This is a genomic window from Sphingomonas sp. GW821-FHT09B04 (genome assembly GCF_059418285.1).
Genome location: NZ_JBWKPO010000001.1, coordinates 999,265 through 1,022,935, shown reverse-complemented (window position 1 = coordinate 1,022,935; position 23,671 = coordinate 999,265). Strand labels below are relative to the sequence as shown.

Below are 23,671 nucleotides of genomic sequence, written 5' to 3'. Positions count from 1 at the left end.
CTCCGGATTGCTTCATGGCTCCGCAACCCACCTGATCCGATCTATTCCTGACCTTAGAGGCTATCCGGCTTCGGGGATCGCAGCGGTCGCGATGACCTCGATCGCTTCTGGCTTGTTGTTGAAATCCACCCGTTCGCCCGGCTCCGCGCCGATCAGCGTGGCGGCGAGCGGCGCCTGAAACGCGATGCGGTCCGCGGCCGGATCGGCTTCGTCGGCGCCGACGATATCGATCTGCCGCTCGCGCCCGTTGAGACGGAAGTGCACGCGCGATCCGATCGCGACCATGTCTTCGCCCGGTATCGGCGCCAGTTCCGCCGTGGTCTGGCGCGTATGCCAGTAGCGCAGGTCGCGGCGCAGCGCTTCGCGCGCATCGTCGTCCGTCGCCGCAGCAACAGCCGCCTCTAACTCCGCGACGCGCGCATCGATCAACGCGCGCCCGCGCACCGTCACCAGATTGGGTCCGGCAGGGATCGGCAGTTCGAAACGGGGTTCCTTATGCTCTTCATCGCTCTCGCGGCGGAATGCGACGCTCATGAAAATCCAAGCTGCATCAGATCGCGCCGCTGAAGGTGTCGCATTGCGCGGGATCGCCGGTTTCCAGTCCGCGCCGCAGCCATTGCATGCGCTGCGCCGACGTCCCGTGGGTGAAGCTTTCGGGCACGACCGTGCCCTGCGCCTGCTTCTGGAGCGTATCGTCACCGATCGCGTTGGCGGCGCGCATCCCTTCCTCGATATCGCCGGCCTCCAGCCGGTCCTTGTTCCGCGAGGCCCAAACGCCGGCATAGCAATCGGCCTGAAGCTCGACGCGGACCGACATCTGGTTTCCCTGGGCCTTGCTCATCCGCGACTGCGCGGCGCGCACCTTCTCCATCGTGCCGGTGATATTCTGAATGTGATGGCCAACCTCATGCGCGATCACATAGTAGCGCGCGAAATCGCCCGCCGCGCCGAAGCGGTTCTCCAGCTCATTGAAGAAGCTGGTGTCGAGATAGACGCCCTGATCCGCGGGACAATAAAAGGGGCCGGCGGCGGAGGTTGCGCTGCCGCAGCCCGATTGCACGCCGCCCTGATAGAAGCTCAGCACCGGCGGCCGGTATCCCTGGACCAGCTGGTTCCACGTCTGCTCGGTGCTCCGCAGCATCCGGCACGACTGCAGTTCCTCAGGCGTGTCGCACGCCTTGTTCTGGCCGACTTGCTGTTGCTGCCCGGTACCGCTCGGCGCGACGCCACCGCCGGTAAGCAGGCCGCCGCCACCGCCGACCGCCATGAAGATAGCGATGCCGATGCCGATCAGCGCAATCGTACCACAGCCGAGCCGGCTGCCCAGCAGCATCGGCAACAGGCTGAACAGGATGTTGCCCCCGCCTCCGCCAAAGCCGCCGCCACCGCCGCCTTGCCCCAGGTCACGGACATTTTCGCTGGGATCGAGATCGTCGAGCCGCATGGCGGGCACCCCTTGTCATTTCCTGTCCGCGACAATGCCCCAAGCCGCCCTGCGTTGCACGCCGATTTGCACGATCCGCATCCATTCACGCATTGCCCTTCGCGCTGCACCGCGGCATGACCATATCCATGGCCGATGCAGAACCGCAGCGACGCAGAGCCGGGCGCCAGTCGAAAGGCGAGCGTCCGCTTCCGTTGCCCGATTGCGTGGCCCTGGTGCTTCAGGGCGGCGGTGCGCTGGGCAGCTATCAGGCCGGCGTGATCGAGGAGCTAGCCAACGCGGAGATCGAGATCGACTGGGTCGCCGGCATCTCAATCGGCGCAGTCAACGCCGCGATCGTCGCGGGCAATCCCCCCGAGCGCCGTGCCGACCGGCTTCGTGCCTTCTGGGAGCAGGTGACCAGCGCGCTGCCGAGCTTCCCGATCTTTCCGCAGGACCAGATTCGCGAGGCAGTGCATGAATGGTCTGCCGCTATGGTGCTGGCGCAGGGCGTTCCGGGCTTCTTCCGCCCGCATTTGATTCCGCCGATCTTCTCGCCGCCGGGAAGTTGCGATGCGCTGAGCTTCTATGACAGCGGGCCGCTCGCCGCGACGCTCGATTCGCTGATCGACTGGGACCTGCTCAACACCGGCCCGGTGCGTCTCTCAGTCGGGGCGGTCGAGATCGAGAGCGGCAATTTCCGCTATTTCGACACCACGCAGGAGCGTATCGACGCGCGCCACATCATGGCGTCGGGCGCATTGCCGCCGGGGCTGCCGCCGGTCGAGATCGACGGCAAATATTATTGGGACGGCGGACTCGTCTCCAACACGCCGCTCACCCATGTCCTCGACCATCAGACCGAGCCGATGCTGGTGTTTCAGGTCGATCTGTTCTCGTCGTCGGCGGTGATGCCGCGCACGATCACCGATGTGATGGCGCGCGAGAAGGAGATCCGCTTCTCGAGCCGCACGCGCCAGGTCTCGGCGGAGCGGATGCGGCTGCGGCAGGAGCGCGAGGCGATCCGCAAAGTGCTCGCCAAGCTCCCATCCGAACTGCACGACGACCCTGATGTCGTGGCGCTGCGCGAAGCAGCGGACGAGAAGCCGGTGAGCCTCGTCCACCTGATCTACCGCGCCAATGCGTGGGAAGGCGGCAGCCGCGACTTTGAATTCTCCGCGCGATCGATGCGCGAACATTGGGAGTCGGGGCGCCTCTCAGTAAAGGAGACGATGGCGAATGCGCGCCTCGTCGCCAGCAACATCATTGACGGTCACAACGCGGCCTTCGATCTGACGCCCAAGCGAAGCTAGGAGTACCCCATGTTCCTTTCCGGCAAATCCGCCATCGTCACCGGCTCCACCTCGGGCATCGGCCTCGCCATCGCCAAGGCGCTCGCCGCCGAGGGGGCGAGCGTGATGATCAACGGCTTCGGCGACGCCGCCGCGATCGAGACCGAGCGCGCAGGGCTTGAGGCGTTGAGCGGCGCCAAGGCGCTGTATGACGCGGCCGACATGTCCAAGCCCGACGCGATCTATGCGATGGTTGAGCGCTGCCATGCCGAGCTGGGCGGGCCGGACATCATCGTCAACAATGCCGGCATCCAGCATGTCGCGGCGATCGAGGATTTTCCGGTCGAAAAATGGGACGCGATCATCGCGATCAACCTGTCCGCCGCCTGGCACATGATGCGCGCTGCGGTGCCGCACATGAAGGCAGCGAAATGGGGCCGGATCATCAACACCGCTTCCGCACACAGCCTGGTCGCCAGCCCCAACAAGTCCGCGTACGTCGCCGCCAAGCACGGGATCGCCGGTCTGACCAAGACGATCGCGCTCGAGACCGCGACCGATGGCGTGACGGTCAACTGTATCTCCCCCGGCTATGTCTGGACGCCGTTGGTCGAGAACCAGATCCCCGACACGATGAAAGCGCGGAACATGACGCGCGAGCAGGTCATGAACGACGTCCTCCTCGCCGCGCAGCCGACCAAGCAGTTCGTCCAGCCCGAACAGGTCGCCGCGCTGCTGGTGTTCCTGTGCCGCGACGAGGCGAGCGCGATCACCGGCTCGAACTACACCATGGACGGCGGCTGGACGGCGGCCTGACATGCGTATCGCCGCGGCAGTCCTGATCGCCCTCACCCTCGCCGGCTGCGCCCGGGATGGTAAGCTCCAGCTCGTCAAGGAAGCGCCCGAGACGCGCTGGCGGATGATCACCACCGAGCAGGACCGCGACCGGCTGCGCAACTGGCGCAAGGCGTGGGTCGAGGCACTGCCCAAGGCGCGTGCGGTCGATGCCGCGGCGATCACCGAGCAAGGGCAGCTGTTCGAACCCGACCGGACACTGGACCGCGCAATGCCGCCTGCGGGCGATTACAAATGCCGCACCTTCAAGCTCGGCGGCCAGCGGGCCGAGATGCGCGACTTCACCGCCTATCCCTGGTTCAGCTGCCGGGTCGGAAGCGAGGGCGAACTCCCGACCTTCGCCAAGCTCGACGGATCGCAGCGCCCGATGGGCAAGATCTATACGGAGACCGACACGCGCGTGATCTTCCTCGGCGCGCTCGAGCTGGGCGACGAGACCATCCCGCTGACCTATGGTCAGGACAGGAAACGCGACATGGCGGGCTATATCGAGCGGATCGGCACCGCGCGCTGGCGGCTGGTGCTGCCATGGCCCACGTTCGAATCGCAACTCGACGTGATCGAGTTGATCCCCGCCTAAGGCTTGCAATTCGAGATTGCGCCGCCGTTTCCTCTGCTTAGGCTGAATCCCATGAAGCACCTCCTCATCGCCGCCGCGAGCAGCCTCGCCTTCGCCCTTCCCGCCGCTGCCGATCCGGTCCGCGACGCCACCGCGAAGGAGCTGCCGTCGCTGATGGCGCTCTACAAGGAGCTGCACGCCGCCCCCGAGCTGAGCCAGCATGAGGTGAAGACCGCCGCACGGATGGCGGCCGAGGCGCGCAAGGCGGGCTTTACCGTGACCGAGAAGGTCGGCGGAACTGGCGTCGTCGCGGTGCTCAAAAATGGCGCCGGGCCGACGATTCTGATCCGCGCCGATATGGACGGGCTCCCAGTGACCGAGGAAACCGGCCTGCCCTTCGCGTCAAAGGTACGCGGAAAGACCCCCGAGGGCGTCGAGACCGGTATCATGCATGCCTGCGCGCATGACACACACATGACCGCCTGGGTCGGCACGCTGCGCAACCTCGCGGCGATGAAGGACAAGTGGAAGGGCACGATCGTGATGGTCGCCCAGCCCGCCGAGGAGAATAGTGCCGGCGCGCTCGCGATGCTCAATGACGGACTCTACGCGCGTTTCGGCAAGCCGAGCCACGCCATCGCCTTCCACAACAGCGCCGCGCTGCCCGCGGGCACGATCGGCATCCGATCCGGCCCCACCTTCGCGAGCGTCGATTCGGTCGATATCGTGGTCAAGGGCGTCGGCGGGCATGGCGCCTATCCCGCGACGACCAAGGATCCGATCGTGCTGGGCGCTCGGATCGTGTCAGCGCTGCAGACGATCGTCGCGCGCGAGGTCGACCCGCTCGATTCCGCCGTGATCACCGTCGGCAGCTTCCAGGGCGGCACGCGGCACAACATCATCCCCGAACAGGCACTCATGATGCTCACCGTCCGCGCCTATACGCCCGAAGTGCGCAAGCAGCTGCTCGACGGCATCGCGCGAATTGCCAAAGGCGAGGCGATCGCGGCGGGTGTCCCCGAGGACCGGATGCCGATCGTCACGGTACGCGAACCCTTTACCCCGCCAGCAGTCAGCACCGATGCGTTCGCAGGGCACCTCAAGACGCTGTTCACCGCGCGTTTCGGCAAGGAGCGGGTGAGCGATATCGCGCCGACCATGGCGGGCGAGGATTTCGGCCGCTACCATATCGCCGATCCGTCGATCCAGAGCGTGATCTATTGGGTCGGTGGCGTGCCGCAGGACAAATGGGATGCGGCGAAAGCATCGGGCGGCAAGGGCCTGCCCTCGCTCCACAGCTCGAAATGGGCACCTGATGCCGAGAAGGTGATCGGCACCGCAGCGGAAGCGATGACCGCCGCGGCGCTCGACCTGCTCAAGCCCTAGGCCTTACTCCGTCTCCGCCTGCTGGCGGCGCTCTTCGGCAAGCTTGCGCTCCTTCTCCGCGTCATAGCCCGACGAAGGAGGCGGCTCGTGCGAATGGACCGGTTGAGTCGTCGCCGGCGGATCGGAGGCGTCCATCGATTCGTCGAGCGCGCGATCGAGCCGCGCCTGCTTGCTCTCGGGATTCTTCTCCAAGCGCTCTTCGATCGAGGCATCGGTGCCGGCGTCGCCGGGCTTCACGGGCTTTCGGTCGGCAGCGTCGTTCATGATCCAACTCCTGTGTGTCGGCATCAAAAACGCGCGGACGAAAGCGGTGGTTCCTTTGCGCAGCCGCAACGAAAAAGGCCCGGCCATTGCTGGCCGGGCCCCAATCTTCGTTCAGTCCGCCGCGATTATTCGCGGTTGCCGATGAGAGCCAGCAGGAACTGGAACATGTTGATGAAGTCGAGGTAGAGCGTCAGCGCGCTCATGATCACGACCTTGCCCACCATGTCGGTGCCCGCGACATAGGCGTACATGCTCTTGATACGCTGCGTGTCATAGGCGGTGAGGCCGGCAAAGATCAGCACGCCTGCGATGCTGATGATCAACGACATCGCGCTCGACTGGGTGAAGATGTTGATGATGCTCGCCACGATCAGGCCGATCAGGCCGACGATCAGGAAGCTGCCGAAGCCCGTCAGATCCCGCTTCGTGGTATAGCCATAGAGGCTGAGACCCACGAAACCGGCGGCCGTGGCGAAGAACGCCTGCGCGACCGAGGTGCCGGTGTAGCGCAGCAGCAGCGTCGAGAGCGACAGGCCCATCAGGACCGCGAAGCCCCAGAACAGCAGCTGAAGCGTGCCCGTGGACATCTTGTTCTGGCCAAAGCTCATCGCGAAGACGATCGCGAGCGGCGACAGGATGATCAGCCAGACGAGCGGGCCGCCGCTGCTGAACACCGAAGCCGCGACCGAGGTCGGGCCGCCCCAGGCGAAGAGCAAGGCAACGACGCCGCTGAGCAGCACGCCCGACGCCATATAGTTATAGACTGAAAGCATGTAGGACCGCAGCCCCGCATCGTACGCGGCATCCCGCGTACCTGCGGCCGTCGCGTACGGCGCGGCGGTCGTCTGGGGGTCAGACCAATTAGCCATCTCAAACTCCTTTGCCCGGCAAATCTCGCCGGATGAGACCGAATATCATGGTTTGGGCCCCGATTTTCAAGAAAAACCGGCATCGCTCCAGCCCGCATAAACGGTTAAGGCCGGTTCATGCACCGTCTGTTCGTTGCACTACGCCCGCCGCGCGCGATCCGAGAGCATCTGCTCGGCCTGACAGGCGGCGTGCCCGGGGCACGCTGGCAGGTCGATGAGCAGCTCCATCTGACGCTGCGATATATCGGCGAAGTGGGAACGCACGCGGCCGAGGACATCGCCGCGGCACTGGCCTCCGTCCACCACGCGCCGCTTGCGCTTCAGCTCGCCAGTTGCGGCATGTTCGACGACAGCCGTGGCAAGCCCAATGCTGTCTGGGCCGGGGTATCACCGCGCGAGCCGCTTGCCGCGCTCCATCGCAAGGTCGACCAGGCGATCGTCCGCGTCGGCCTGGAACCGGAGCGGCGCGCCTATCTTCCTCATATCACGCTGGCGCGCATGTCGGGTTCAGCCGGACCAGTCGACCGCTGGCTCGCGGACCATGCCGCGCTCACCAGCGAACCCTTCACGATCGAGGTAATGACCCTGTACGAAAGCCGCCTTGGGCATGGCGGCGCGAGCTACGAGCCGATCGAGCGCTATCCGCTGACCGGCCCGTAGCTCACTATTTTAGCTCGCCGCGAAGACGCCGCAGGCGACGCGGTCGCCGCTATTGCCCGACGGATCGGTCTTCTGGTCGTCCGGTCCGGCATGAACCACGAACGCCGAACCATCCGCGTCGAGCAGCTGCGCGAGTGTGCCCGACTTGAGCGCGAAGGTCAGCGTGCCGGTACCATCGTCGGCAACGGTCAGATTGGGCATGTCGCCGGCATGCGCGCCGTCGGGTGCTTCCAGCCCATGCTTGGTGTTGCCCGGGTTCCAGTGACCGCCCGCGCTGGCGAAGGCCGGGCCTTCGCACTTGCCGGTCATATGGACATGCACGCCATGCTGGCCGGGACTGATCCCGGTGACCGAGACGGAAACGCTCAGCCCTTCCGGCGTCACGCTCGCGATCGCGCTGCCCGCTGCGGTGCCATCGGCCTTTTGCAGCGTAGCAGTTGCGGTTTCGGCGGTCTCGGCGACATTGTCGATCGGAAGCGCATCATTCTCGATCGGAAGCGCGACATTGGCCGGCTCGCCGGTGTTGGCAGGCGGGGTGGTCACGCTTCCGCATGCCGTGGTCGCAAACGCCAGCGCGACAATCGCGCAGCCATATCGGATCATTCTAGGCCTCCTGTTACTGATCGAACAAACGCAATGGCCGGGTTTCCCGAAGGTTCCCCGCAATTTGATCCCACATCACGCCCGCGGATGGGCGTTGCGATAGACGTCGAGCAAATGCGCTGCGTCGACCGCAGTGTAGATCTGCGTCGAACTCAGACTCGCATGACCGAGCAGCTCCTGCAAGGCGCGAAGATCGGCGCCGCGTCCCAACAGGTGCGTCGCAAAGCTGTGGCGCAGCGCGTGGGGCGTCGTACGCGGGGGCAGTCCCAGCCGTGCGCGCGCCGCGCGGACCGAGCGGCGGATGATCGCCGGAGAGAGCGGGCCGCCGCGTGCGCCCCGGAACAGCACCTCTCCCGGCGCGGTGCCATAGGGAGCACGACGGACATAATCCTCGATCGCATCGCGCACCTGCGGGAGGAGCGGTACGATCCGCGTCTTCCCACGCTTGCCGGTGACGCGCATCGTTTCACCCAATGGCAGCACTGCGCCGGTCAATCCCATCGCCTCGCCGATGCGCAGTCCGCCGCCATAAAGGAGGAGGAGCACTGCAAGGTCGCGCGCCGCGATCCACGGCTCGCGCGCGTCGTCGGCGACTTCCTCCGCGAGCGCCACCGCCTCATCGGGTGCGATCGGGCGCGGGATGCCCTTCTTGACCCGCGGACCGCGCAGCCGGGGGAGGTCAGCCCCGTCGTCACCGCCCGCGAATTTGAGGAAGGCGCGAACCGCCGACAGCTCGCGCGCGGCTGAGGCATTGGACAGGCCATCGTTGCGACGATGCGCGAGATAGGCGCGCAGATCGGCGGCGCTTGCCCGGCCGAGCGCGGCGCGCGTCACCGCCTCGCCCCAATGCCCGCCAAGGAACGCGACCAGCCGCGCCGCCGTTGCCTCATAGGCGCGGACCGTATGCGCCGAACGCCGGCGGTCGCGCGCGAGATGCTCGGCAAACAGCAGGGGCAGCGGGCGCTCGTCCATCTGGCGACCCTATCGCGCCGGATTCGGCCAGTCTATGCGGGGCGGATGCAGACCATCGACCGCAACGGAAACGCCCTCGCCTATCGCCATGTCCCCGGCGCCGGACCGACGATCGTCTTCCTGCCCGGCTATGCCTCCGACATGAGCGGGAGCAAGGCGGTGGCGATCGAGACATGGGCGCAAGAGACCGGCCGTGCTTGTCTGCGCTTCGACTATGCCGGCTGTGGAGAGAGCAGCGGCGCATTCGAGGACCAGACGCTTGCGACCTGGCGCGACGACGCGCTGGCGGTGATCGATGCGGCAACCAAAGGACCGGTCGTCCTGGTCGGATCGTCGATGGGCGGCTGGGTCATGCTGCTCGTTGCGCTCGCACAGCCGGAGCGGGTCACCGCCATGGTCGGCATCGCCGCAGCGCCCGATTTCACCGGCTGGGGCTTCACCGACGCACAGAAGGCGGTGCTGCGCAACGCAGGGCGGCTCGAGGAGCCGTCAATCTATTCGCCCGAACCGACCGTCACCACCCGCGCCTTCTGGAATTCGGGCGAAGCGAACCGGCTGATGGACGGGCCAATCGACATCGCAGTTCCGGCCCGGCTGATCCACGGTCAGTGCGATCCCGACGTGCCGTGGGAGAACAGTCTGAAGCTTGCCGCGCTGCTGCGTTCAGACGATATGCAGACTATACTCGTCAAGGACGGCGATCACCGTTTGTCGCGCCCGCAGGACATCGCCCTGATCCTGAAGGCGATCGAGGACCTTACCACCACGCCATGATATTCTTGCTGCTTGCCCAGATCGCCACGCCGCCCGCCCCCGTCACCGGACCACCCGCGCCGGCGGCGGAGCGGTGGGAGGCGTGTGTCGAGCTGGCGGTCAGCGAACCGGTCAGGGGCGTCGCGGAGGCCGAACGCTGGAAGATCGCCAATGGCGGCTTCCTTGCCCAGCAATGCCTGGGCATGGCCTATGCCGCACAGCAGCGCTGGAGCAGCGCCGCCGGTGCGTTCGAGCGCGCAGCACGCGAAGCGGAAGTGACGCAAGACGTACGCGCTTCGAAATATTGGGCGCAGGCCGGCAATGCCTGGCTCGCTGCGGCCGAGCCGGTCAAGGCACGGGCAGCGCTCGACGCCGCGCTCGCGACCGGAAAGCTGACCGGGCTCGAACTGGGCGAGGCGCATCTCGACCGCGCGCGCATATCGGTCGCATCCGGCAACCTTGGCGACGCGCGCGCCGACCTCGATCAGGCGGTGCGGCATGCGGCGGGCGATCCGATGGCCTGGCTGCTCTCCGCAACGCTTGCGCGCCGTACCGGCGACCTCGCACTTGCCCAGCGACATATCGGGGAAGCGCTGGCGCGCGCGGCCGACGACTCCTCGGTCCAGCTGGAGGCGGGCAATATCGCCGCACTGTCGGGCGACGAAGCCACGGCGAAGGCGGCCTGGGAGAAGGCCGCGCAGATCGCCCCCGACCGTGAACAGGGCGCCGCGGCACGCGCCGCGCTCAAACAATTCGACGCCCCGCAATAGACTCTCGCGGCACGCATCCTATCTGGGGACCGAACCAAAAGAGGGTCCCATGAAGTATCTCCACACCATGATCCGCGTCGCCGATCCCGACGCCACCATCCGCTTCCTTGAGCTGATGGGGCTGAAGGAGGTCCGGCGCATGGAAAGCGAAAAGGGCCGCTTCACGCTGATCTTCCTCGCCGCGCCCGACGATATCGAGGCGAATGGCGAGCGTGCCCATGCCGAGGTCGAGCTGACCTATAACTGGCCGGCCGAGGACGGCAGCGCCCCCGAAGACTATACCGGCGGCCGCAATTTCGGGCACCTCGCCTATCGCGTCGGCAATATCTACGAGACCTGCCAGCGGCTGATGGATGCCGGCTTCCCCATCAACCGCCCTCCCCGCGACGGCCATATGGCGTTCGTGCGCACCCCGGACGGCATCTCGGTCGAACTGTTGCAGGACGGCTATCTCGAACCCGCCGAACCCTGGGCATCGATGCCCAACACCGGCAGCTGGTAAACCCAAATGGCCGGGGGGATCATGACGGGCTGGCCCGTTCAGGATTTCCTCCGGCGGACCGGCGCGCGCGTACCGATCGTGCAGGCGCCGATGGCGGGGGCTGGCGGGGTCGCGCTGGCGGCCGCGGCGATCCGAGGCGGCGCGGTGGGGTCGCTGCCCTGCGCGATGCTGACGCCCGATCAGGTCCGCGCGCAGGTAGCTGAGGTGCGCGCGCAGGCAGAAGGGCCGCTCAACCTCAACTTCTTCTGCCACCGGCTTGGCGATCAACCCGACGAAACGGCATGGCACGCCCTGTTGCAGCCCTTCTACGACAAAGAGGGCGTCGGTCCGCCGGAAAACCCACCGCCGCTGCGCGCGCCGTTCGATGCGGCGATGTGCCAGCTAGTGGAGGAACTGCAGCCCGAAATCGTCAGCTTCCATTTCGGTTTGCCCGAGCCGCGGCTGCTCGATCGAGTGCGCCGAAGGACGCTCGTATTCGGCAACGCCACCACCTTCGCAGAGGCGCAATGGATGATCGACAAGGTCGACATGATCATCGCGCAAGGGTTCGAGGCGGGCGGCCATGCCGGTCATTTCCTTGACGGCTATCGACCGATGGGGGCGATGGCATTGACCCGTCAGGTCGTTAGCGAAGCCGATGTGACGCTGCAGCCGGTCATCGCAACCGGTGGAATCGGCGATGCCGTGGGAATTGCTGCAGCGCTGATGCTCGACGCCGGGGCGGTTCAGCTCGGTACCGCCTATCTGCACACAGCCGAAGCAACGATCTCGGCCGCACATCGCGCAGCGCTGGGTCAGGAAACCGTCGTCACCAACCTTTTCTCGGGTGGCCTCGCCCGCGGTGTGCGCAACAAGCTGATCGATGCAATCGGCCCGGTGCATCCCGATGCGCCGCGTTTCCCTTACGCCTCCGCTGCCCTCGCGGAGCTGCGCCGCACTGCCGAAGCGGACGGGCGCGGCGACTATTCGCCGATGTGGGCGGGACAGGCGGCATCGCTCGGTCGCCCGCTGCCCAACCAGCCGCCAGAGGGCGCTCAGGCGTTGACCGAACGATTGGCGCGTGAGGTGTTCGACCTGCTAGGAGAGACGCCATGATCGAGGTCATCCGAATTCCCGCACTCAGCGACAATTACATCTGGCTCGCGCATGACGATGCCTCGGGTGAGACGATCGTCGTCGATCCGGCTCAGGCTGAGCCGGTGCTGGCGGCAGCCGAAGCGCGCGGATGGACGATCGATGCGATCTGGAACACGCACTGGCACCCCGATCACACCGGCGGCAATGCCGCGATCAAGGAAGCGACCGGCTGCACCGTGATCGCCCCCGCCGCCGAAGCGGCGAAGATCCCGACCGCCGACCGGCTCGTCGGCGAAGGCGATGTCGTGAAGCTGGGCGATCACGCCGCGAGCGTGCTGGAAGTGCCGGCGCATACCGCGGGGCATATCGCCTATTATCTTCCCGAGGACGCCACCGTGTTTGTCGGCGACACGCTGTTCGCGATGGGCTGCGGACGGCTGTTCGAGGGGACGGCGGAACAGATGTTCGCGAACATGCAGCGGCTCGCGGCGCTGCCCGGCGAGACGACCGTCTATTGCGCGCACGAATATACCCAGTCGAACGGGCGCTATGCACTGGTCGCCGAGCCGGAGAATGAGGCTCTGGCGGCGCGCATGGCCGAAGTCGATGCGATGCGGGCGCAGGGGCTGCCGACCGTTCCCACCACCATCGCGCTCGAACGCGCGACCAATCCCTTCATGCGTGCGGAGAGTGTCGAGCAGCTCGCTCAGCGGCGTGCGGCGAAAGACAGCTTCAGGGGCTAGGGTCGTTCCTTCCAGGTGACGACCCGCCAGAGATAATAGACCAGCACGACCACCGAAGTGCCGATCGCGACGGGGCCGACATAATCCTGCAGGTGCGTGAACCGCGATCCCAGCAATAGCCCGGCATAGGCCAGCACTGCATTCCAGATCGCGCTGCCGGCGAAGGTTGCGAGCAGGAAGCGCGGCAGCCCCATCTTCGCCATCCCGGCAGGCAACGAGATCATCGTGCGGAAATTGGGCAGGAAGCGGAACACGAACACCACCCACAGGCCGTGGCGGCGGAAGAAGCGATTCAGTCCCTCCACATCTTCCCAGCGCAGGGTCAGCCAGCGTCCATTGCGATCGACGAAGGGCTTGAGCCGATCGACCCCGATCCAGCGCCCGACGCCGTACCAGAACATGTTGCCGAGCGTGGTGCCGAGCGTGCCCCAGATCAGCAGCGGCACCATCGTCATATCGCCGCGCGCTACCGCCATGCCGCCAAAGCCCATGATCACTTCCGACGGGATCGGCGGGAACACATTCTCGATCGTCATCAGGATGAAGATCCCGATGTAACCGCCCCAGGCGATCAGGTTGAGGATGAACTCGGTCATTGTGCGCTCGCCATAGGGCGGCGGTTACGATATTCCAGCGGGGAATGAGCAAGCATCCCCCTGAAGTTGAAGCGGTTCTTCGCATTCCGGCAGTCGACGCGATGCTCGAGGAAGTGTGCCGGATCACCGGGATGGGGTTCGCTGCGGTCGCTCATGTAACGAGTGAACGCTGGATCGCCTGTCAGGTTCTCGACAAGATTCAGTTCGGGCTCGATCCGGGTGACGAACTCGATATCAAGACCACGATCTGCGACGAAATTCGCGGCAGCGGGCAAGCCGTGTTCATCGACGAGGTCGCGGCCGACCCGCACTGGCGACGGCATCATGTACCCGCACTCTACGGCTTCAAAAGCTATGTCTCGGTCCCGATCATGCTGGAAGATGGCAGCTTCTTCGGCACATTGTGCGCGATCGACCCCGAGCGGTCGACGGTGAAACTGTCCGATGTGCTTCCGGCGATCGAGCAATTTGCGCGCAACATCGCGCTCGCGCTGGGCCCGCCCGCAGGCCGCGCCTAGCGCGCGGCCACTCGCGCTTCGATCGCATCCCAGATCATTGCCGCAGTGTCGGTGCCGTTGAACTTGTCGATCGCGACGATGCCGGTGGGCGAGGTCACGTTGATCTCGGTCAGCCATTCGCCGCCGATCACGTCGATACCGACGAAGATCAGCCCGCGCGCCTTCAACTCAGGCCCGAGCGCGGCGCAGATTTCCTGCTCCTTAGGGGTCAGTTCGGTCTTGGCTGCGGTGCCGCCGACCGCGAGGTTCGAGCGGATCTCGCCCTCGCCCGGGACGCGGTTGACCGCGCCCGCGACCTCGCCATCGACCAGCACGATGCGCTTGTCGCCCTTCGCCACATCGGGGAGGAACGCCTGGATCATGTGCGGCTCGCGATAGGCGGTGTTGAACACCTCGATCAGCGAGGAGAGATTGGCGCCGTCCGAATCGATCTTGAAGATCGCCTTGCCGCCATTGCCGTGCAGCGGCTTGACCACGATCGCGCCGTGCTTCGCAAGGAACGCCTTCGCCTCGTCGAGACTGCGGGTCACCAAGGTCGGCGGCATGAAGCGGGCGAAGTCGAGCACCCACACCTTCTCGGGCGCGTTGCGTACGGCAGCGGGATCGTTGACCACCAGCGTCTTGTCGGCGATCCGCTCGAGCAGGTGGGTGGCAGTGATGTAGCCGAGGTCGAAGGGCGGATCCTGACGCATCAGCACGACATCGGCTTCCTCGCCAAGATCGAGCTTCACCGGATCGCCGAAGCTGAAGTGATTGCCCGCGACGCGCTGCACGCTCACCGGATGCGCGGTGGTCCAGACGCGGCCATCGGCATAGTTCAGCGCCTCGGGCGAATAGTGGAACAGCCGGTGGCCGCGCGCCTGCGCCGACAGCATCAGCGCGAAGGTCGAATCACCCGCGATGTTGATCGCATCGAGCGGGTCCATCTGGACGGCGACGGTGAGAGCCAAGCGTTCCTCCTTTGATTTCGCTGGCAGTTAGGGATGCGCAGGCCGATTGTCACCCGATCCAGGCATTCTCGATGTAGCGCGGGCGCACGCCGGGGGCGAGCAACAGCACGTCGACTCGGATATCCTCCCCGTTCGTGGCGTAGCGCGGCATCAGATATTCGGCCGCCGCCGCGACGCGGGCGAGGCGGCGCTCGTCGATCGCGAAATCGAGTTCGGCCTGTGTTTTCCGTGCCTTGACCTCGACGAACGCGATGAGCTTGCCGCGCTTCGCGACCAGATCGACCTCGCCCGCCGGGGTTCGCACCCGCCGGTCGAGGATGCGCCAGCCGCGCAGCCGCAGATACCATGCCGCGCGCGTCTCACCCTCGCGCCCCGAACGTTCGGCGGCGCGGCGGTCCCTCATCCCTTCAATTCCATCGCCCGGGCATAGAGCGCCTTGCGATCGAGGCCGAAACGCTTGGCGACCTCGCCCGCGGCCTTGGACACGGGCAGCCGGGTCAGCGCCTCGGCGAGCGCAGCATCGGCATCCTCGGCGCTGGCGGGCGGGGCCTCGCCGGGCGGGGCGACGACGATGACGATCTCGCCCTTGGGCGGGGCGTCGGCATAGCGCGCGGCGAGTTCGGTGAGGCTGCCGGTGACGCACTCCTCGAACTTTTTGGTGATTTCGCGCGCGACCGCCGCCTCGCGGTCGCCCAACCCCTCGGCGAGCGCCGAGAGCGCAGCCGAGAGACGCGGACCCGATTCGTAGAAGACGAGGGTAGCGCGGATCGCAGCGACCTCGGCGATCGTTTCGGCGCGCGCCTGCTGCTTGGAGGGCAGGAAGCCCATGAACAGGAAACGGTCGGTGGGGAGCCCGGCCAGGGTCAGCGCGGCAATCCCGGCGCAGGGGCCGGGGATGGTGGTGACCGCATGGCCGGCAGCGCGCGCGTCGCGGACCAGCTTGAAGCCCGGATCGGAGATCAAAGGGGTGCCGGCGTCCGAGACCAAAGCGACCGCTTCCGAGGCCATTCGCGCGACCAGTCCGGGGCGGACGGCTTCGGCATTATGGTCGTGATAGGGGGTCATCGGCCGCTTCGCGCCCAAGTGGCGGAACAGGCCCGCCGTCACACGCGAGTCTTCGACTGCAACAATATCGGCGTTCAGGAGTATTTCAGCCGCACGCGGGGAAAGGTCGCCGAGATTGCCGATCGGCGTCGCGACGATATAGAGGCCGGGGGCAAGAACGAGTGTCATTGGGGAGCGTCATGGCAGAGGCAGTAGTGAAACCGCAACGGGGCATTGCCTCGCTGCTCCGGGGACTCGTCATCGTTGGGGCGCTGGCGGTGTCCGCCTGCGTCCGTCCGTCCGGCCCGCCGCCTGCCCCGACTCGCCCCGAACCCGCCCCGGTCCGCCCGGCACCCGGCCCGGTCCGCCCCGGCCTGCCCGAGGAAGATACCGCACGCCACCGCGTCGCGCTGCTGGTGCCGCTGTCGGGGGGCAATGCCGGCGTTGGCCGCAGCCTTGCCAATGCGACCCAGCTCGCGATCCTCGACCTCAAGGCCGAGGATGTCCGCATCACCAGCTACGACACCGCGACCGGCGCCGCCGCCGCGGCGCAGCGCGCTATCGCCGACGGCAACAAGCTGATCCTCGGCCCGCTGCTCGCCGAGGATGCCCGCGTGATCGCGCCGATCGCACGCGGCGCCGGGGTGCCGGTGCTGAGCTTCTCCAACGACACCAGCGTCGCGGGCAACGGCACCTATCTGATGGGCTATGCCCCGGCCCAGTCGATCGAGCGCGTGGTCGACCATGCCCGCCGCAGCGGCGTCACGGAATTCGCCGGGCTGATGCCCACCGGCCTCTATGGCGAGCGCGCCTCGACCGCGTTCCTCCGCGCCGTCGAGGGCGCGGGCGGCAAGGTCACCGCGCTCGAAACCTATAGCCGCGGCGCGCCAGCGATGAACGCCGCGATCGCCAAGCTCACCCGCTCACCGTTCCAGGCGGTGCTGATCGCCGACGGCGCGACCGGCGCGGTCGCCGCGGTCCCCGGCATCCGCCGCGCCAGCCCCAGCGCGCGCGTGCTGGGCACCGAGCTGTGGAACAGCGATTCGGCGATCGGCGGGGTCACCGCACTCAACGGCGCGTGGTTCGCCAGCGTCTCCGACACCTATTACCGCACCTATGCCACCAAATACCGCGCCCGCTTCGGTGCGGCGCCGTACCGCCTGTCGACGCTGGGCTATGACGCCGTGCTGCTGACCGCGCGCATCGCCCGCGGCTGGCGGCCGGGCGACGCCTTCCCGACCGCGCGGCTGAGCGACCGCGACGGCTTCGCGGGGCTGGACGGCGCGTTCCGCTTTGGCCGCGACGGCATCGCAGAGCGCGCGCTGGAGGTGCAGGAGATTCGCGGCGGCACGACCGTGACCGTCTCCCCGGCGCCGACGGGCTTTGGCGGGCGCTAGGTCCGCACAACCTCTCGCAAGATCGCCTCAAGCACCGGCATCCCCTTCGCGGTCACGCGGAGGCGGTCCGGTGAGCGGGATATCAAACCGTGCGATTCGAGATGCTCGACCGCCACTTTGTCGAGCCAGACGGGGTCAATCCGCGTCAGATCGATTCCCTCGGTCATCCGCAGGCCCATCACCAATGCTTCAGTCATCCGCTCAGCTTCGGTGAGCGGTGTTTCTTCCTGCAATCCTGAGCCATTACGCCCGACCGCGGAAATCCAGTTTTCCGGCTTTTTGTGGCGCAACGTCGCGACGCCGCCGCGGCGGCCATGCGCGCCGGGGCCGACCCCGGCATAATCGGTGTAGCGCCAGTAAGCGAGGTTGTGGCGGCTCTCCGCCCCCGGACGGGCATGGTTCGACACCTCGTAGCGCGGCAGGCCCGCCGCGCTGGTCAGTGCCTGAGTCACGTCCCACAGGTCGGCGGCTGCGTCCTCGTCGGGGATGATGAGTTGCCCCTTGGCGGCAAGCGTGGCGAAGCGCGTACCGGGTTCGATCGTCAGCTGGTAAAGCGAGAGATGCTCGGTGCCGAAGGTCAGCGCGCGGGCGAGTTCGGCTTCCCATGAAGCGACGCTCTGGCCGGGACGGGCATAGATGAGGTCGAAGCTCACCCGGCCGAAATGACGCTGCGCGGTGGCAAGCGCGGCCAGCCCCTCGTCCACGCCATGGGCACGGCCGAGAAAATCGAGCGCCGCATCGTCGAGCGCCTGAAGCCCGAGCGAGACGCGGTTGACCCCGGCTGCGGCAAGATCGGCGAAGCGCGCCGCCTCGACCGAGGAGGGGTTGGCCTCGAGCGTAATCTCGACATCGCCGACCGGAGACCATGCGGCGGTGGCAGCGTCGATCACCGCCGCGACCGTTTCGGGCGGCATCAGCGAGGGCGTGCCGCCGCCGAAGAAGATCGACCCGAGCCGGCGCCCGGGAAGCAACGCCGCCTCATGCGCGAGATCGGCGAGCAGCGCCTTGCGCCACGCATCCTGGTCCACCAATTCGCGGACATGGCTGTTGAAATCGCAATAGGGGCATTTGGAAACGCAGAACGGCCAATGGACGTAAAGGGCCAAAGGCGGCTGCGGTCGGGAAGCGTTCATTTGTGGCGCGCTATGCGCCCGAACGGAGGTTTGCGAAAGATGCTGCTGCCGTTGCTGTTGCTCGCGGGGTGTTCGGCACCGCCGCAGGATGCGCCCGAACGGGTGATCGAGCCGCGCCGGTTCGAGGAGAATGCCCCGCGCGGGACCGAACGGCTGCGCGAGACGATGCTGGAGATGCACAATCGCGCGCGTGCCGATGTGCGGATGCCGCCGCTGAGCTGGGACCCGGCACTGGCGAAGGACGCGGAGGCTTATGCGAAGGAGTTGGCCAGGCGCAGCGTGTTCGAACATTCGAAACAGCCGCGTGGCCCGGCGGCGCAGGGCGAGAATCTGTGGACCGGGACGCGCGGCGCCTATCGCTATGGCGAGATGGCACAGCATTGGATCGACGAGCGGCGCGATTTCGTGAACGGGCCGGTGCCGAACATCAGCCGGACCGGCAAGTTCGGCGACACCGGCCATTACAGCCAGATCGTGTGGAACGGCACAACGCGCGTCGGCTGCGCGATCGCGAGCAACCGGCGCGACGACTATCTGGTGTGCCGCTATTCGCCGGCCGGGAATGTGTGGGGGCGCAAGGCGCTGCCCTAGGGCGGCGGTTCGGTCGGGCTCCAAGCCTTTCGTCATCCCCGCGCAGGCGGGGACCCATTGGCACTGAAGTCTAGGCTCGATCCGATCGGTCAGCCAGAATGGATCCCCGCCTGCGCGGGGATGACGGACTATGAGGATGGGCTTCTCGCCTCAGAACCGCCGGCTCAGCCGCACCGTGAAGCTGCGCGGTTCGCCCGGAGTGGTGCGAGTGAGCGAGCCGGTGGGGAAATAGCGTTCGTCGAACAGGTTGCGGACATTGGCCTGAAGCGACCAGTCGCCGATGCGATAGTAAAGCGCGGCATCGACCAGCGTGTACGCGCCGAGCAGGAAGGGCGCGGTCGCGCCCGGCACTGCCGAGGCGGTGCTCGCCATGCGGTTGCTTTCATGGTGCAGCCCCAGCCCGGCACCGAGATTGGCGAACGGACCGTCCTGGATAGTGTAGCGGCCCCAGAGGTTGACGATGTCGCGCGGGATCGAGCCGAGCCGCGATCCGATTTTGAGCCGGTTGTCGGCCGTGACCACGGCGTTGAGATGGGTATAGGCGCCGGTCAGCTCGACGCCCGGCGCCGGGCGCCACGCGACTTCTGCCTCGAGCCCGCGGGTGCGCTGCTGCCCGGTCAGGACATAGACGTTGGGCAGGACGGCATCGGCGGTCGCGACATTGGTGCGCGTCAGTTCGAACACCGTCAGCATCCCGGTCAGGCTGCCGTCGGCGCGCGCAAGCTTGAGACCGCCCTCATAATTGACACCATTCTCGGGCGGCAGCGGCGATCCATCGGCCGAGCGGTAGCTGCCCTGCGGGTTGAACGACTTGGCGTAGTTGACATAGGCCGAGACCCAGTCCGCGAGCTTGACCGTGGCGCCGGCGCGCGGGCTGAACGCGGTGTCGCGTACTTCCGCGCCCTGCACGCCGTTGCTGGTGGTGCGGCTGATCGCGAGATCCCAGCGGCCGCCCAGCGTGATCGCAATGCGGTCACCGAGCTTGATATGGTCCTGGACATAGACGCCGCGCTGGCGGGTGATCGCCGCATAGGTTGACGCCGGAACCGCCGGATTGTGGGTCGATACGGTGCCATAGACGGGATCGAACAGGTCCAGCTCATAGGGGCGGCTGGTGTCGTAGAGATTGGTGTCGCTGGCCTGACGGCGGCCATAGTCGAGCCCGACCATCAGATAATGATCGAGTGGCCCGGTAGCGAAGCGTGCGCTGGCATTGGTGTCGACGCGGAAATAGGTGCCGTGCTGATCATAGGGACCGTAAAAGGCGCGGGTCACGCGACGGCGGTCGGCCGAGATGCCGGTGAGGAACAGCCAATTGTCCCAGCTGTTGTGGAAATCCTGATAGCGCAGCGACTGGTGGACAGCGATCGCATCGCTGAACTTGTGATCGAACACATAGCCCAGGCTCCAATAGTCATTGTCCTGAACCGCGGGATAGACGCCGTCGTTGATCGACAGCGAGCGGCGTATCTGCCCATTCGGATTGGGCAAGGCGGTGCCATAGGCAGTGGTCGGCGACCACGGGTTGATATGATCGTCGAGATAGCGACCGAGCAAGGTCAGCGTGGTTTCCGGCGTCGGCTTCCACGTCAGCGCGGGCGCGAGCAGGATGCGGCGCTGCCCCGAATAGTCGACGAAGAAATTCTGGTCGCGATAGACGGCGGCGAGGCGCGCGAGCAGCGTGCCCGAAGCGTTGAGCGGGGCGTTGGCGTCGAGCGTCACTTCCTTGAACGCATGCGAGCCGGCCGCGACGCCGATATCGAGGAAGGCATCCGCCTGCGGGCGTTTGCTGACGAGATTGACGATGCCCGAGATCGGCCCCTGCCCGAACAGGCCCGAGGCGGGACCCTTCACCACCTCGATCCGGTCGAGAATGCTCATCTCCGACGTACCGTAGCCGGTGTCGTCGAGCAGCCCGTCGAGATAGGTGGCGTTGGTGGCGTTGAAGCCGCGGATGTTGAAGCCGTCGAAGAAGCCGTAATTGTTGCTGCGCGAGATGCCCGCGACGTTGAACAGCGCATCGCCGACACGGCGCAACCCCTGTGCCGCGATCAGGTCCGCAGAGACGGTCGAGATCGCCTGGCTGCTTTCGAGCGGCGGGATATCGGCCTTGGCCGCGACCGGGGCTTCATCGAGATGGCCGGTGATCGTGACCGTATCGGTGGAAGATTGCGCGTCGTCGGCGGTTGAGGCGGCGCCGCGGGCTTGGGGTGGAACCTCATCGGCGCACGCTGCTCCCGTGCCGAGAAGGATCGCAGCCAGTGCCGCCGAAGCTTGCAAGATCGTTTTCATTGATTCCCCGCCCTGTTGACGGGGCGCGGATAGGTGTTCTGCAATTGACTCGCAATAGCGTATTTTACGCTAAGGGTGAGTTGTTGCCAGCCCGGGATGGACCGGCCGCAGATAGCCGACCAGCAGCCGGGTCACCTCATCGACCAGGAGCGCAGGATCGATCGCGCCGGGTTCGTGGATCACCGCCTCGTGCGTCAGCGTTTCAACCGTGGTGACGCAGATGAAGGCCGCGACATCGAGGTCGGCGACCGCGATCTCGTCACGCCGCCCGGCGAGATAGGCGCGGACGACGACGAGGATCTCGCGGTCGATCGCCCGAATCTCCGCGAGCTTGCCCATGCGCGGAATCTGTTCGTCGAAGATGCGATGCAGATCGGGATCGACATTGTGCGCATCGATCATCGCGGCGATCAGCGTGCGGATCGCGGTTTCGAGATCGAGCCCGGCGACCGCCGCCATCGAGTCGCGCAGCAGGTCGAGGATTTCGCGATTGTGGCGCGCGAGCAGCGCGGCGACGATCGATTCCTTGTTCGGGAAATACTGGTAGAGCGAACCGACACTAACCCCCGCGACCGCGGCGATGCGGTTGGTGCTGGCGCGCTCATACCCCTCGCGCACGAGAATGCGAGCGGTCGCGTCGAGCAGCGCCTCGACCGTCGCGCGGGAGCGCTCCTGCGACGCGGATTTGCGGGGATTCATCGCGATGGCGCGGGGCATGACGGTTCGTTCCTGGCAATGCGAGTAGACAATGTGAGCAATAGCTCGCAAATTTTCGACACGCAATCCGCAAGCCCGGGAGGATGACGATGCCGGCCTATCCCTATGACACGCTGACCCGCTACAAACGCTGGGCGACCAATGGCCTGAACGCGGTGGTGGCGGGCAATCTGCACCGGATCGGCGAGCGCGACATGGTGCTGATCCGGCGGCTGCTCGACCATATCCAGACGGTCGACGCGATCTTTGGCAGCAATCTGGAAGGCTATCCCCATGGCCATGACGCGCCGCGATCCATCGAGCTGCCGGCGTTCGAGACGCTGGCGCGCGATGCTGCGGTCACCGCCGACTGGTATGTCGACTATGCCGACCGGCTGACATCGGCGCAGCGCGACGAAACGATCGACTTCTTTTTCTCGAACGGGTCGCCGGGGCGGATGTCGCGTGGCGACATGCTGTTGCACGTCGCCACGCACGGCACCTATCATCGCGGCAATATCGGGATCATCCTGCAGAAGAACGGGATCGAGCCCAATGCCGACCGACTGACCGATTTTCTGGCGGCCGAACGCACGCTGGAAGCCGCCTGAAAGGACCGACCATGCCCCGGCTCGACACCCAGCCCATCCACCTTGGCCTTGGCGCCACCGCAATCGTCGAGCCGGCCTTCACCGGCAACGATTGGTACGAGGCCTATGCCGCGCGCCACGAGGATGATGGCGTCGAGGGGCGTGTGGTGATGCAGTACGACTTCAGCGAGAGCTGGGGGATGTGGGAGGTCCACCCGCTCGGCGCGGAGGTGGTGCTGTGCGTCGACGGGCGGGTGACGCTGATCCAGCAGAGCGACGATGGCGGTGAGACACGGGTGACGCTCGAAGCGGGCGACTATGCGATCAACCCGCCGGGCGTGTGGCACACCGCGGATGTCGCACCGGGCGAGCACGCGAACTGCGTGTTCATCACCGCGGGCGCGGGCACCGACCACCGGCCGCGCTGAGCCCGGCTAGCGGCTGGCCAGCCATGCCTCCGCCTTTTCGAGTGCGGGGGCGTCGTCGACGTCGATCCAGTCGAGATCGCTGCACTCCACCACCTGCGCGCGTCCCTGCGCAGCGAGGATACGCATCCCCTCGGTCAGCGAGGGCGCGTCGAGCGTGTGGAGCGCATCGAACAGCGGCTGGCCGATCGCGAACACGCCGGTGTCGTAGCAATCGTGCGGTTCGAGCCCCTTGCCGATCGCGGCGATCGCCTCGCCCTGTGTCGCCACGCAGGTCACGTCCTCGGGGTCGACCCAGGGGTGGCCGAGGCGCCGGTCGATACCGAGCCGCGCGCCCTGCCCTGCACCCGCCTCCGCCATGCGGCGGTAGAGCGTGGGATCGACGAGATGGTCGCACATCGCCAGCACCGCCTGCCCGCCCGCCAGCAAAGGCCCGGCGGCGAGCAGCGAGCTGCCATTGGGCTTGCGATAATCCGCGACGCGCACCGTTTCGACCGCGAGCGGCCAGTCATTCGCGGCGAGATACGCCTCGATCTCGTCCGCACCATAGCCGAGCACGACGATCGCGCGCGCGATGCCTGCAGCGGCGAGACCGTGGAGCGCATGCGCGATCAGCGGACGGCCGGCGACCGGGCAGAGCGGCTTGAACGGCGCCGCGGGGCGAAGGCGGCTGCCCTCACCCGCGGCGAGCAGGATCGCGGTGTCGATCAT

29 protein-coding genes are annotated in these 23,671 nt (G+C 66.6%); 15 read left to right on the top strand and 14 right to left on the bottom strand.

Annotation, left to right across the window (positions count from 1 at the left end):
- Positions 1 to 60 precede the first annotated feature (60 nt).
- Together AC07NK_RS05050 and ypfJ are read right to left on the bottom strand one after the other, a co-directional pair.
- A complete protein-coding gene (locus tag AC07NK_RS05050; protein ID WP_495169463.1) occupies positions 61 to 534 on the bottom strand; it encodes a GreA/GreB family elongation factor in 474 nt (157 codons plus the stop codon).
- A gap of 16 nt (positions 535 to 550) precedes the next feature.
- The gene (ypfJ, locus tag AC07NK_RS05045) at positions 551 to 1,444 is read right to left on the bottom strand and encodes a KPN_02809 family neutral zinc metallopeptidase (protein WP_495169462.1); all 894 of its coding nucleotides are present in this window, start codon (positions 1,442 to 1,444) and stop codon (positions 551 to 553) included.
- A gap of 128 nt (positions 1,445 to 1,572) precedes the next feature.
- Between ypfJ and AC07NK_RS05040 the strand changes: the two genes are divergently transcribed.
- From AC07NK_RS05040 to AC07NK_RS05025, 4 genes are read left to right on the top strand one after another with little or no spacing between them, the layout of a single operon-like run.
- Positions 1,573 to 2,736 carry a patatin-like phospholipase family protein gene (locus AC07NK_RS05040; RefSeq protein WP_495169461.1) on the top strand — a complete coding sequence of 388 codons (1,164 nt, stop codon included), beginning with the start codon at positions 1,573 to 1,575 and terminating at the stop codon, positions 2,734 to 2,736.
- A gap of 9 nt (positions 2,737 to 2,745) precedes the next feature.
- On the top strand, positions 2,746 to 3,531 hold the full coding sequence (locus AC07NK_RS05035; protein WP_495169460.1) for a 3-hydroxybutyrate dehydrogenase: 786 nt from the start codon (positions 2,746 to 2,748) through the stop codon (positions 3,529 to 3,531).
- 1 nt (position 3,532) lies between these two features.
- Positions 3,533 to 4,150 (top strand): DUF4893 domain-containing protein, encoded by a 618-nt coding sequence (locus AC07NK_RS05030; RefSeq protein WP_495169459.1) that lies wholly within the window; start codon positions 3,533 to 3,535, stop codon positions 4,148 to 4,150.
- Positions 4,151 to 4,201: 51 nt separating this feature from the next.
- Positions 4,202 to 5,515 carry an amidohydrolase gene (locus tag AC07NK_RS05025; protein WP_495169458.1) on the top strand — a complete coding sequence of 438 codons (1,314 nt, stop codon included), beginning with the start codon at positions 4,202 to 4,204 and terminating at the stop codon, positions 5,513 to 5,515.
- Positions 5,516 to 5,518: 3 nt separating this feature from the next.
- Here AC07NK_RS05025 and AC07NK_RS05020 read toward each other — a convergent pair whose 3' ends face one another.
- Both AC07NK_RS05020 and AC07NK_RS05015 read right to left on the bottom strand, forming a co-directional pair.
- The gene (locus tag AC07NK_RS05020) at positions 5,519 to 5,779 is read right to left on the bottom strand and encodes a hypothetical protein (RefSeq protein WP_495169457.1); all 261 of its coding nucleotides are present in this window, start codon (positions 5,777 to 5,779) and stop codon (positions 5,519 to 5,521) included.
- 125 nt (positions 5,780 to 5,904) lie between these two features.
- Positions 5,905 to 6,648, bottom strand: a complete 744-nt coding sequence (locus AC07NK_RS05015) for a Bax inhibitor-1/YccA family protein (RefSeq protein WP_495169456.1) — start codon at positions 6,646 to 6,648, stop codon at positions 5,905 to 5,907.
- Between the two features lie 117 nt (positions 6,649 to 6,765).
- Between AC07NK_RS05015 and thpR the strand changes: the two genes are divergently transcribed.
- Positions 6,766 to 7,308: an RNA 2',3'-cyclic phosphodiesterase gene (thpR, locus tag AC07NK_RS05010; RefSeq protein WP_495169455.1), complete on the top strand. Its 543-nt coding sequence runs from the start codon at positions 6,766 to 6,768 to the stop codon at positions 7,306 to 7,308.
- A 9-nt stretch (positions 7,309 to 7,317) separates the two neighbouring features.
- Here the strand turns inward: thpR and AC07NK_RS05005 are convergent, their stop codons facing one another.
- On the bottom strand, positions 7,318 to 7,911 hold the full coding sequence (locus tag AC07NK_RS05005; RefSeq protein WP_495169454.1) for a superoxide dismutase family protein: 594 nt from the start codon (positions 7,909 to 7,911) through the stop codon (positions 7,318 to 7,320).
- 75 nt (positions 7,912 to 7,986) lie between these two features.
- Positions 7,987 to 8,883 (bottom strand): tyrosine recombinase XerC, encoded by an 897-nt coding sequence (locus tag AC07NK_RS05000; protein WP_495169453.1) that lies wholly within the window; start codon positions 8,881 to 8,883, stop codon positions 7,987 to 7,989.
- A gap of 45 nt (positions 8,884 to 8,928) precedes the next feature.
- Between AC07NK_RS05000 and AC07NK_RS04995 the strand changes: the two genes are divergently transcribed.
- The 5 genes from AC07NK_RS04995 to gloB are packed head-to-tail and all read left to right on the top strand — an operon-like array spanning position 8,929 to position 12,728.
- Entirely contained in the window at positions 8,929 to 9,657 is a 729-nt protein-coding gene (locus AC07NK_RS04995; RefSeq protein WP_495169452.1) for an alpha/beta fold hydrolase, read from the top strand.
- Positions 9,654 to 10,406 (top strand): tetratricopeptide repeat protein, encoded by a 753-nt coding sequence (locus AC07NK_RS04990; RefSeq protein ID WP_495169451.1) that lies wholly within the window; start codon positions 9,654 to 9,656, stop codon positions 10,404 to 10,406. The genes AC07NK_RS04995 and AC07NK_RS04990 overlap by 4 nt, the downstream gene beginning before the upstream one ends.
- Positions 10,407 to 10,455: 49 nt before the next feature.
- A complete protein-coding gene (locus AC07NK_RS04985) occupies positions 10,456 to 10,908 on the top strand; it encodes a VOC family protein (RefSeq protein WP_495169450.1) in 453 nt (150 codons plus the stop codon).
- Between the two features lie 21 nt (positions 10,909 to 10,929).
- Complete coding sequence (locus AC07NK_RS04980; protein ID WP_495169449.1) at positions 10,930 to 12,003, top strand: NAD(P)H-dependent flavin oxidoreductase; 1,074 nt, start codon at positions 10,930 to 10,932, stop codon at positions 12,001 to 12,003.
- On the top strand, positions 12,000 to 12,728 hold the full coding sequence (gene gloB, locus AC07NK_RS04975) for a hydroxyacylglutathione hydrolase (RefSeq protein WP_495169448.1): 729 nt from the start codon (positions 12,000 to 12,002) through the stop codon (positions 12,726 to 12,728). The genes AC07NK_RS04980 and gloB overlap by 4 nt, the downstream gene beginning before the upstream one ends.
- Here gloB and AC07NK_RS04970 read toward each other — a convergent pair.
- Positions 12,725 to 13,324: a DedA family protein gene (locus AC07NK_RS04970; protein WP_495169447.1), complete on the bottom strand. Its 600-nt coding sequence runs from the start codon at positions 13,322 to 13,324 to the stop codon at positions 12,725 to 12,727. The two genes, gloB and AC07NK_RS04970, sit on opposite strands and share 4 nt — an antisense overlap.
- Positions 13,325 to 13,368: 44 nt before the next feature.
- Between AC07NK_RS04970 and AC07NK_RS04965 the strand changes: the two genes are divergently transcribed.
- The gene (locus AC07NK_RS04965) at positions 13,369 to 13,842 is read left to right on the top strand and encodes a GAF domain-containing protein (protein ID WP_495169446.1); all 474 of its coding nucleotides are present in this window, start codon (positions 13,369 to 13,371) and stop codon (positions 13,840 to 13,842) included.
- Here the strand turns inward: AC07NK_RS04965 and gshB are convergent.
- From gshB to rsmI, 3 genes are read right to left on the bottom strand one after another with little or no spacing between them, the layout of a single operon-like run.
- Positions 13,839 to 14,792, bottom strand: coding sequence for a glutathione synthase (gene gshB / locus AC07NK_RS04960; protein WP_495169445.1), 954 nt, complete (start codon positions 14,790 to 14,792; stop codon positions 13,839 to 13,841). The two genes, AC07NK_RS04965 and gshB, sit on opposite strands and share 4 nt — an antisense overlap.
- A 49-nt stretch (positions 14,793 to 14,841) precedes the next feature.
- Positions 14,842 to 15,195 (bottom strand): YraN family protein, encoded by a 354-nt coding sequence (locus AC07NK_RS04955; protein WP_495169444.1) that lies wholly within the window; start codon positions 15,193 to 15,195, stop codon positions 14,842 to 14,844.
- A complete protein-coding gene (gene rsmI / locus AC07NK_RS04950; RefSeq protein ID WP_075150358.1) occupies positions 15,192 to 16,025 on the bottom strand; it encodes a 16S rRNA (cytidine(1402)-2'-O)-methyltransferase in 834 nt (277 codons plus the stop codon). The genes AC07NK_RS04955 and rsmI overlap by 4 nt, the downstream gene beginning before the upstream one ends.
- An 11-nt stretch (positions 16,026 to 16,036) precedes the next feature.
- Here rsmI and AC07NK_RS04945 point away from each other — a divergent pair, with 11 nt between their 5' ends.
- Positions 16,037 to 17,233, top strand: a complete 1,197-nt coding sequence (locus AC07NK_RS04945) for a penicillin-binding protein activator (protein WP_495169443.1) — start codon at positions 16,037 to 16,039, stop codon at positions 17,231 to 17,233.
- Here AC07NK_RS04945 and hemW read toward each other — a convergent pair.
- On the bottom strand, positions 17,230 to 18,366 hold the full coding sequence (gene hemW / locus AC07NK_RS04940) for a radical SAM family heme chaperone HemW (protein WP_495169442.1): 1,137 nt from the start codon (positions 18,364 to 18,366) through the stop codon (positions 17,230 to 17,232). The two genes, AC07NK_RS04945 and hemW, sit on opposite strands and share 4 nt — an antisense overlap.
- Positions 18,367 to 18,405: 39 nt before the next feature.
- On the opposite strand from hemW, the gene AC07NK_RS04935 reads away from it, so the two are divergent.
- Complete coding sequence (locus tag AC07NK_RS04935) at positions 18,406 to 18,957, top strand: CAP family protein (protein WP_495169441.1); 552 nt, start codon at positions 18,406 to 18,408, stop codon at positions 18,955 to 18,957.
- A 150-nt stretch (positions 18,958 to 19,107) separates the two neighbouring features.
- Here the strand turns inward: AC07NK_RS04935 and AC07NK_RS04930 are convergent, their stop codons facing one another.
- Together AC07NK_RS04930 and AC07NK_RS04925 are read right to left on the bottom strand one after the other, a co-directional pair.
- Complete coding sequence (locus tag AC07NK_RS04930) at positions 19,108 to 21,249, bottom strand: TonB-dependent siderophore receptor (protein WP_495169440.1); 2,142 nt, start codon at positions 21,247 to 21,249, stop codon at positions 19,108 to 19,110.
- 69 nt (positions 21,250 to 21,318) lie between these two features.
- Positions 21,319 to 21,966: a TetR/AcrR family transcriptional regulator gene (locus AC07NK_RS04925; RefSeq protein WP_495169439.1), complete on the bottom strand. Its 648-nt coding sequence runs from the start codon at positions 21,964 to 21,966 to the stop codon at positions 21,319 to 21,321.
- Positions 21,967 to 22,049: 83 nt separating this feature from the next.
- On the opposite strand from AC07NK_RS04925, the gene AC07NK_RS04920 reads away from it, so the two are divergent.
- Both AC07NK_RS04920 and AC07NK_RS04915 read left to right on the top strand, forming a co-directional pair.
- A complete protein-coding gene (locus AC07NK_RS04920; RefSeq protein ID WP_495169438.1) occupies positions 22,050 to 22,556 on the top strand; it encodes a DinB family protein in 507 nt (168 codons plus the stop codon).
- A gap of 11 nt (positions 22,557 to 22,567) precedes the next feature.
- Positions 22,568 to 22,963 (top strand): cupin domain-containing protein, encoded by a 396-nt coding sequence (locus AC07NK_RS04915; RefSeq protein ID WP_495169437.1) that lies wholly within the window; start codon positions 22,568 to 22,570, stop codon positions 22,961 to 22,963.
- A gap of 6 nt (positions 22,964 to 22,969) precedes the next feature.
- Here AC07NK_RS04915 and AC07NK_RS04910 read toward each other — a convergent pair whose 3' ends face one another.
- A complete protein-coding gene (locus AC07NK_RS04910; RefSeq protein WP_495169436.1) occupies positions 22,970 to 23,671 on the bottom strand; it encodes a phosphocholine cytidylyltransferase family protein in 702 nt (233 codons plus the stop codon).

Bases quoted from the DNA above. Each gene is read 5' to 3' on its own strand.
- rsmI (WP_075150358.1), bottom strand. From the start codon at position 16,025: ATGACACTCGTTCTTGCCCCCGGCCTCTATATCGTCGCGACGCCGATC.
- AC07NK_RS05050 (WP_495169463.1), bottom strand. From the start codon at position 534: ATGAGCGTCGCATTCCGCCGCGAGAGCGATGAAGAGCATAAGGAACCC.
- AC07NK_RS04910 (WP_495169436.1), bottom strand. From the start codon at position 23,671: ATGATCGACACCGCGATCCTGCTCGCCGCGGGTGAGGGCAGCCGCCTT.
- hemW (WP_495169442.1), bottom strand. From the start codon at position 18,366: ATGAACGCTTCCCGACCGCAGCCGCCTTTGGCCCTTTACGTCCATTGG.
- AC07NK_RS05035 (WP_495169460.1), top strand. From the start codon at position 2,746: ATGTTCCTTTCCGGCAAATCCGCCATCGTCACCGGCTCCACCTCGGGC.
- AC07NK_RS05015 (WP_495169456.1), bottom strand. From the start codon at position 6,648: ATGGCTAATTGGTCTGACCCCCAGACGACCGCCGCGCCGTACGCGACG.
- AC07NK_RS04945 (WP_495169443.1), top strand. From the start codon at position 16,037: ATGGCAGAGGCAGTAGTGAAACCGCAACGGGGCATTGCCTCGCTGCTC.
- AC07NK_RS04990 (WP_495169451.1), top strand. From the start codon at position 9,654: ATGATATTCTTGCTGCTTGCCCAGATCGCCACGCCGCCCGCCCCCGTC.
- AC07NK_RS04985 (WP_495169450.1), top strand. From the start codon at position 10,456: ATGAAGTATCTCCACACCATGATCCGCGTCGCCGATCCCGACGCCACC.
- AC07NK_RS04995 (WP_495169452.1), top strand. From the start codon at position 8,929: ATGCAGACCATCGACCGCAACGGAAACGCCCTCGCCTATCGCCATGTC.
- AC07NK_RS04970 (WP_495169447.1), bottom strand. From the start codon at position 13,324: ATGACCGAGTTCATCCTCAACCTGATCGCCTGGGGCGGTTACATCGGG.
- AC07NK_RS04935 (WP_495169441.1), top strand. From the start codon at position 18,406: ATGCTGCTGCCGTTGCTGTTGCTCGCGGGGTGTTCGGCACCGCCGCAG.
- AC07NK_RS04925 (WP_495169439.1), bottom strand. From the start codon at position 21,966: ATGCCCCGCGCCATCGCGATGAATCCCCGCAAATCCGCGTCGCAGGAG.
- AC07NK_RS04915 (WP_495169437.1), top strand. From the start codon at position 22,568: ATGCCCCGGCTCGACACCCAGCCCATCCACCTTGGCCTTGGCGCCACC.
- AC07NK_RS05005 (WP_495169454.1), bottom strand. From the start codon at position 7,911: ATGATCCGATATGGCTGCGCGATTGTCGCGCTGGCGTTTGCGACCACG.
- AC07NK_RS04980 (WP_495169449.1), top strand. From the start codon at position 10,930: ATGACGGGCTGGCCCGTTCAGGATTTCCTCCGGCGGACCGGCGCGCGC.
- AC07NK_RS04930 (WP_495169440.1), bottom strand. From the start codon at position 21,249: ATGAAAACGATCTTGCAAGCTTCGGCGGCACTGGCTGCGATCCTTCTC.
- AC07NK_RS05020 (WP_495169457.1), bottom strand. From the start codon at position 5,779: ATGAACGACGCTGCCGACCGAAAGCCCGTGAAGCCCGGCGACGCCGGC.
- AC07NK_RS04965 (WP_495169446.1), top strand. From the start codon at position 13,369: ATGAGCAAGCATCCCCCTGAAGTTGAAGCGGTTCTTCGCATTCCGGCA.
- gloB (WP_495169448.1), top strand. From the start codon at position 12,000: ATGATCGAGGTCATCCGAATTCCCGCACTCAGCGACAATTACATCTGG.
- AC07NK_RS05030 (WP_495169459.1), top strand. From the start codon at position 3,533: ATGCGTATCGCCGCGGCAGTCCTGATCGCCCTCACCCTCGCCGGCTGC.
- AC07NK_RS05000 (WP_495169453.1), bottom strand. From the start codon at position 8,883: ATGGACGAGCGCCCGCTGCCCCTGCTGTTTGCCGAGCATCTCGCGCGC.
- AC07NK_RS05040 (WP_495169461.1), top strand. From the start codon at position 1,573: ATGGCCGATGCAGAACCGCAGCGACGCAGAGCCGGGCGCCAGTCGAAA.
- AC07NK_RS04920 (WP_495169438.1), top strand. From the start codon at position 22,050: ATGACGATGCCGGCCTATCCCTATGACACGCTGACCCGCTACAAACGC.
- ypfJ (WP_495169462.1), bottom strand. From the start codon at position 1,444: ATGCGGCTCGACGATCTCGATCCCAGCGAAAATGTCCGTGACCTGGGG.
- AC07NK_RS05025 (WP_495169458.1), top strand. From the start codon at position 4,202: ATGAAGCACCTCCTCATCGCCGCCGCGAGCAGCCTCGCCTTCGCCCTT.
- thpR (WP_495169455.1), top strand. From the start codon at position 6,766: ATGCACCGTCTGTTCGTTGCACTACGCCCGCCGCGCGCGATCCGAGAG.
- AC07NK_RS04955 (WP_495169444.1), bottom strand. From the start codon at position 15,195: ATGAGGGACCGCCGCGCCGCCGAACGTTCGGGGCGCGAGGGTGAGACG.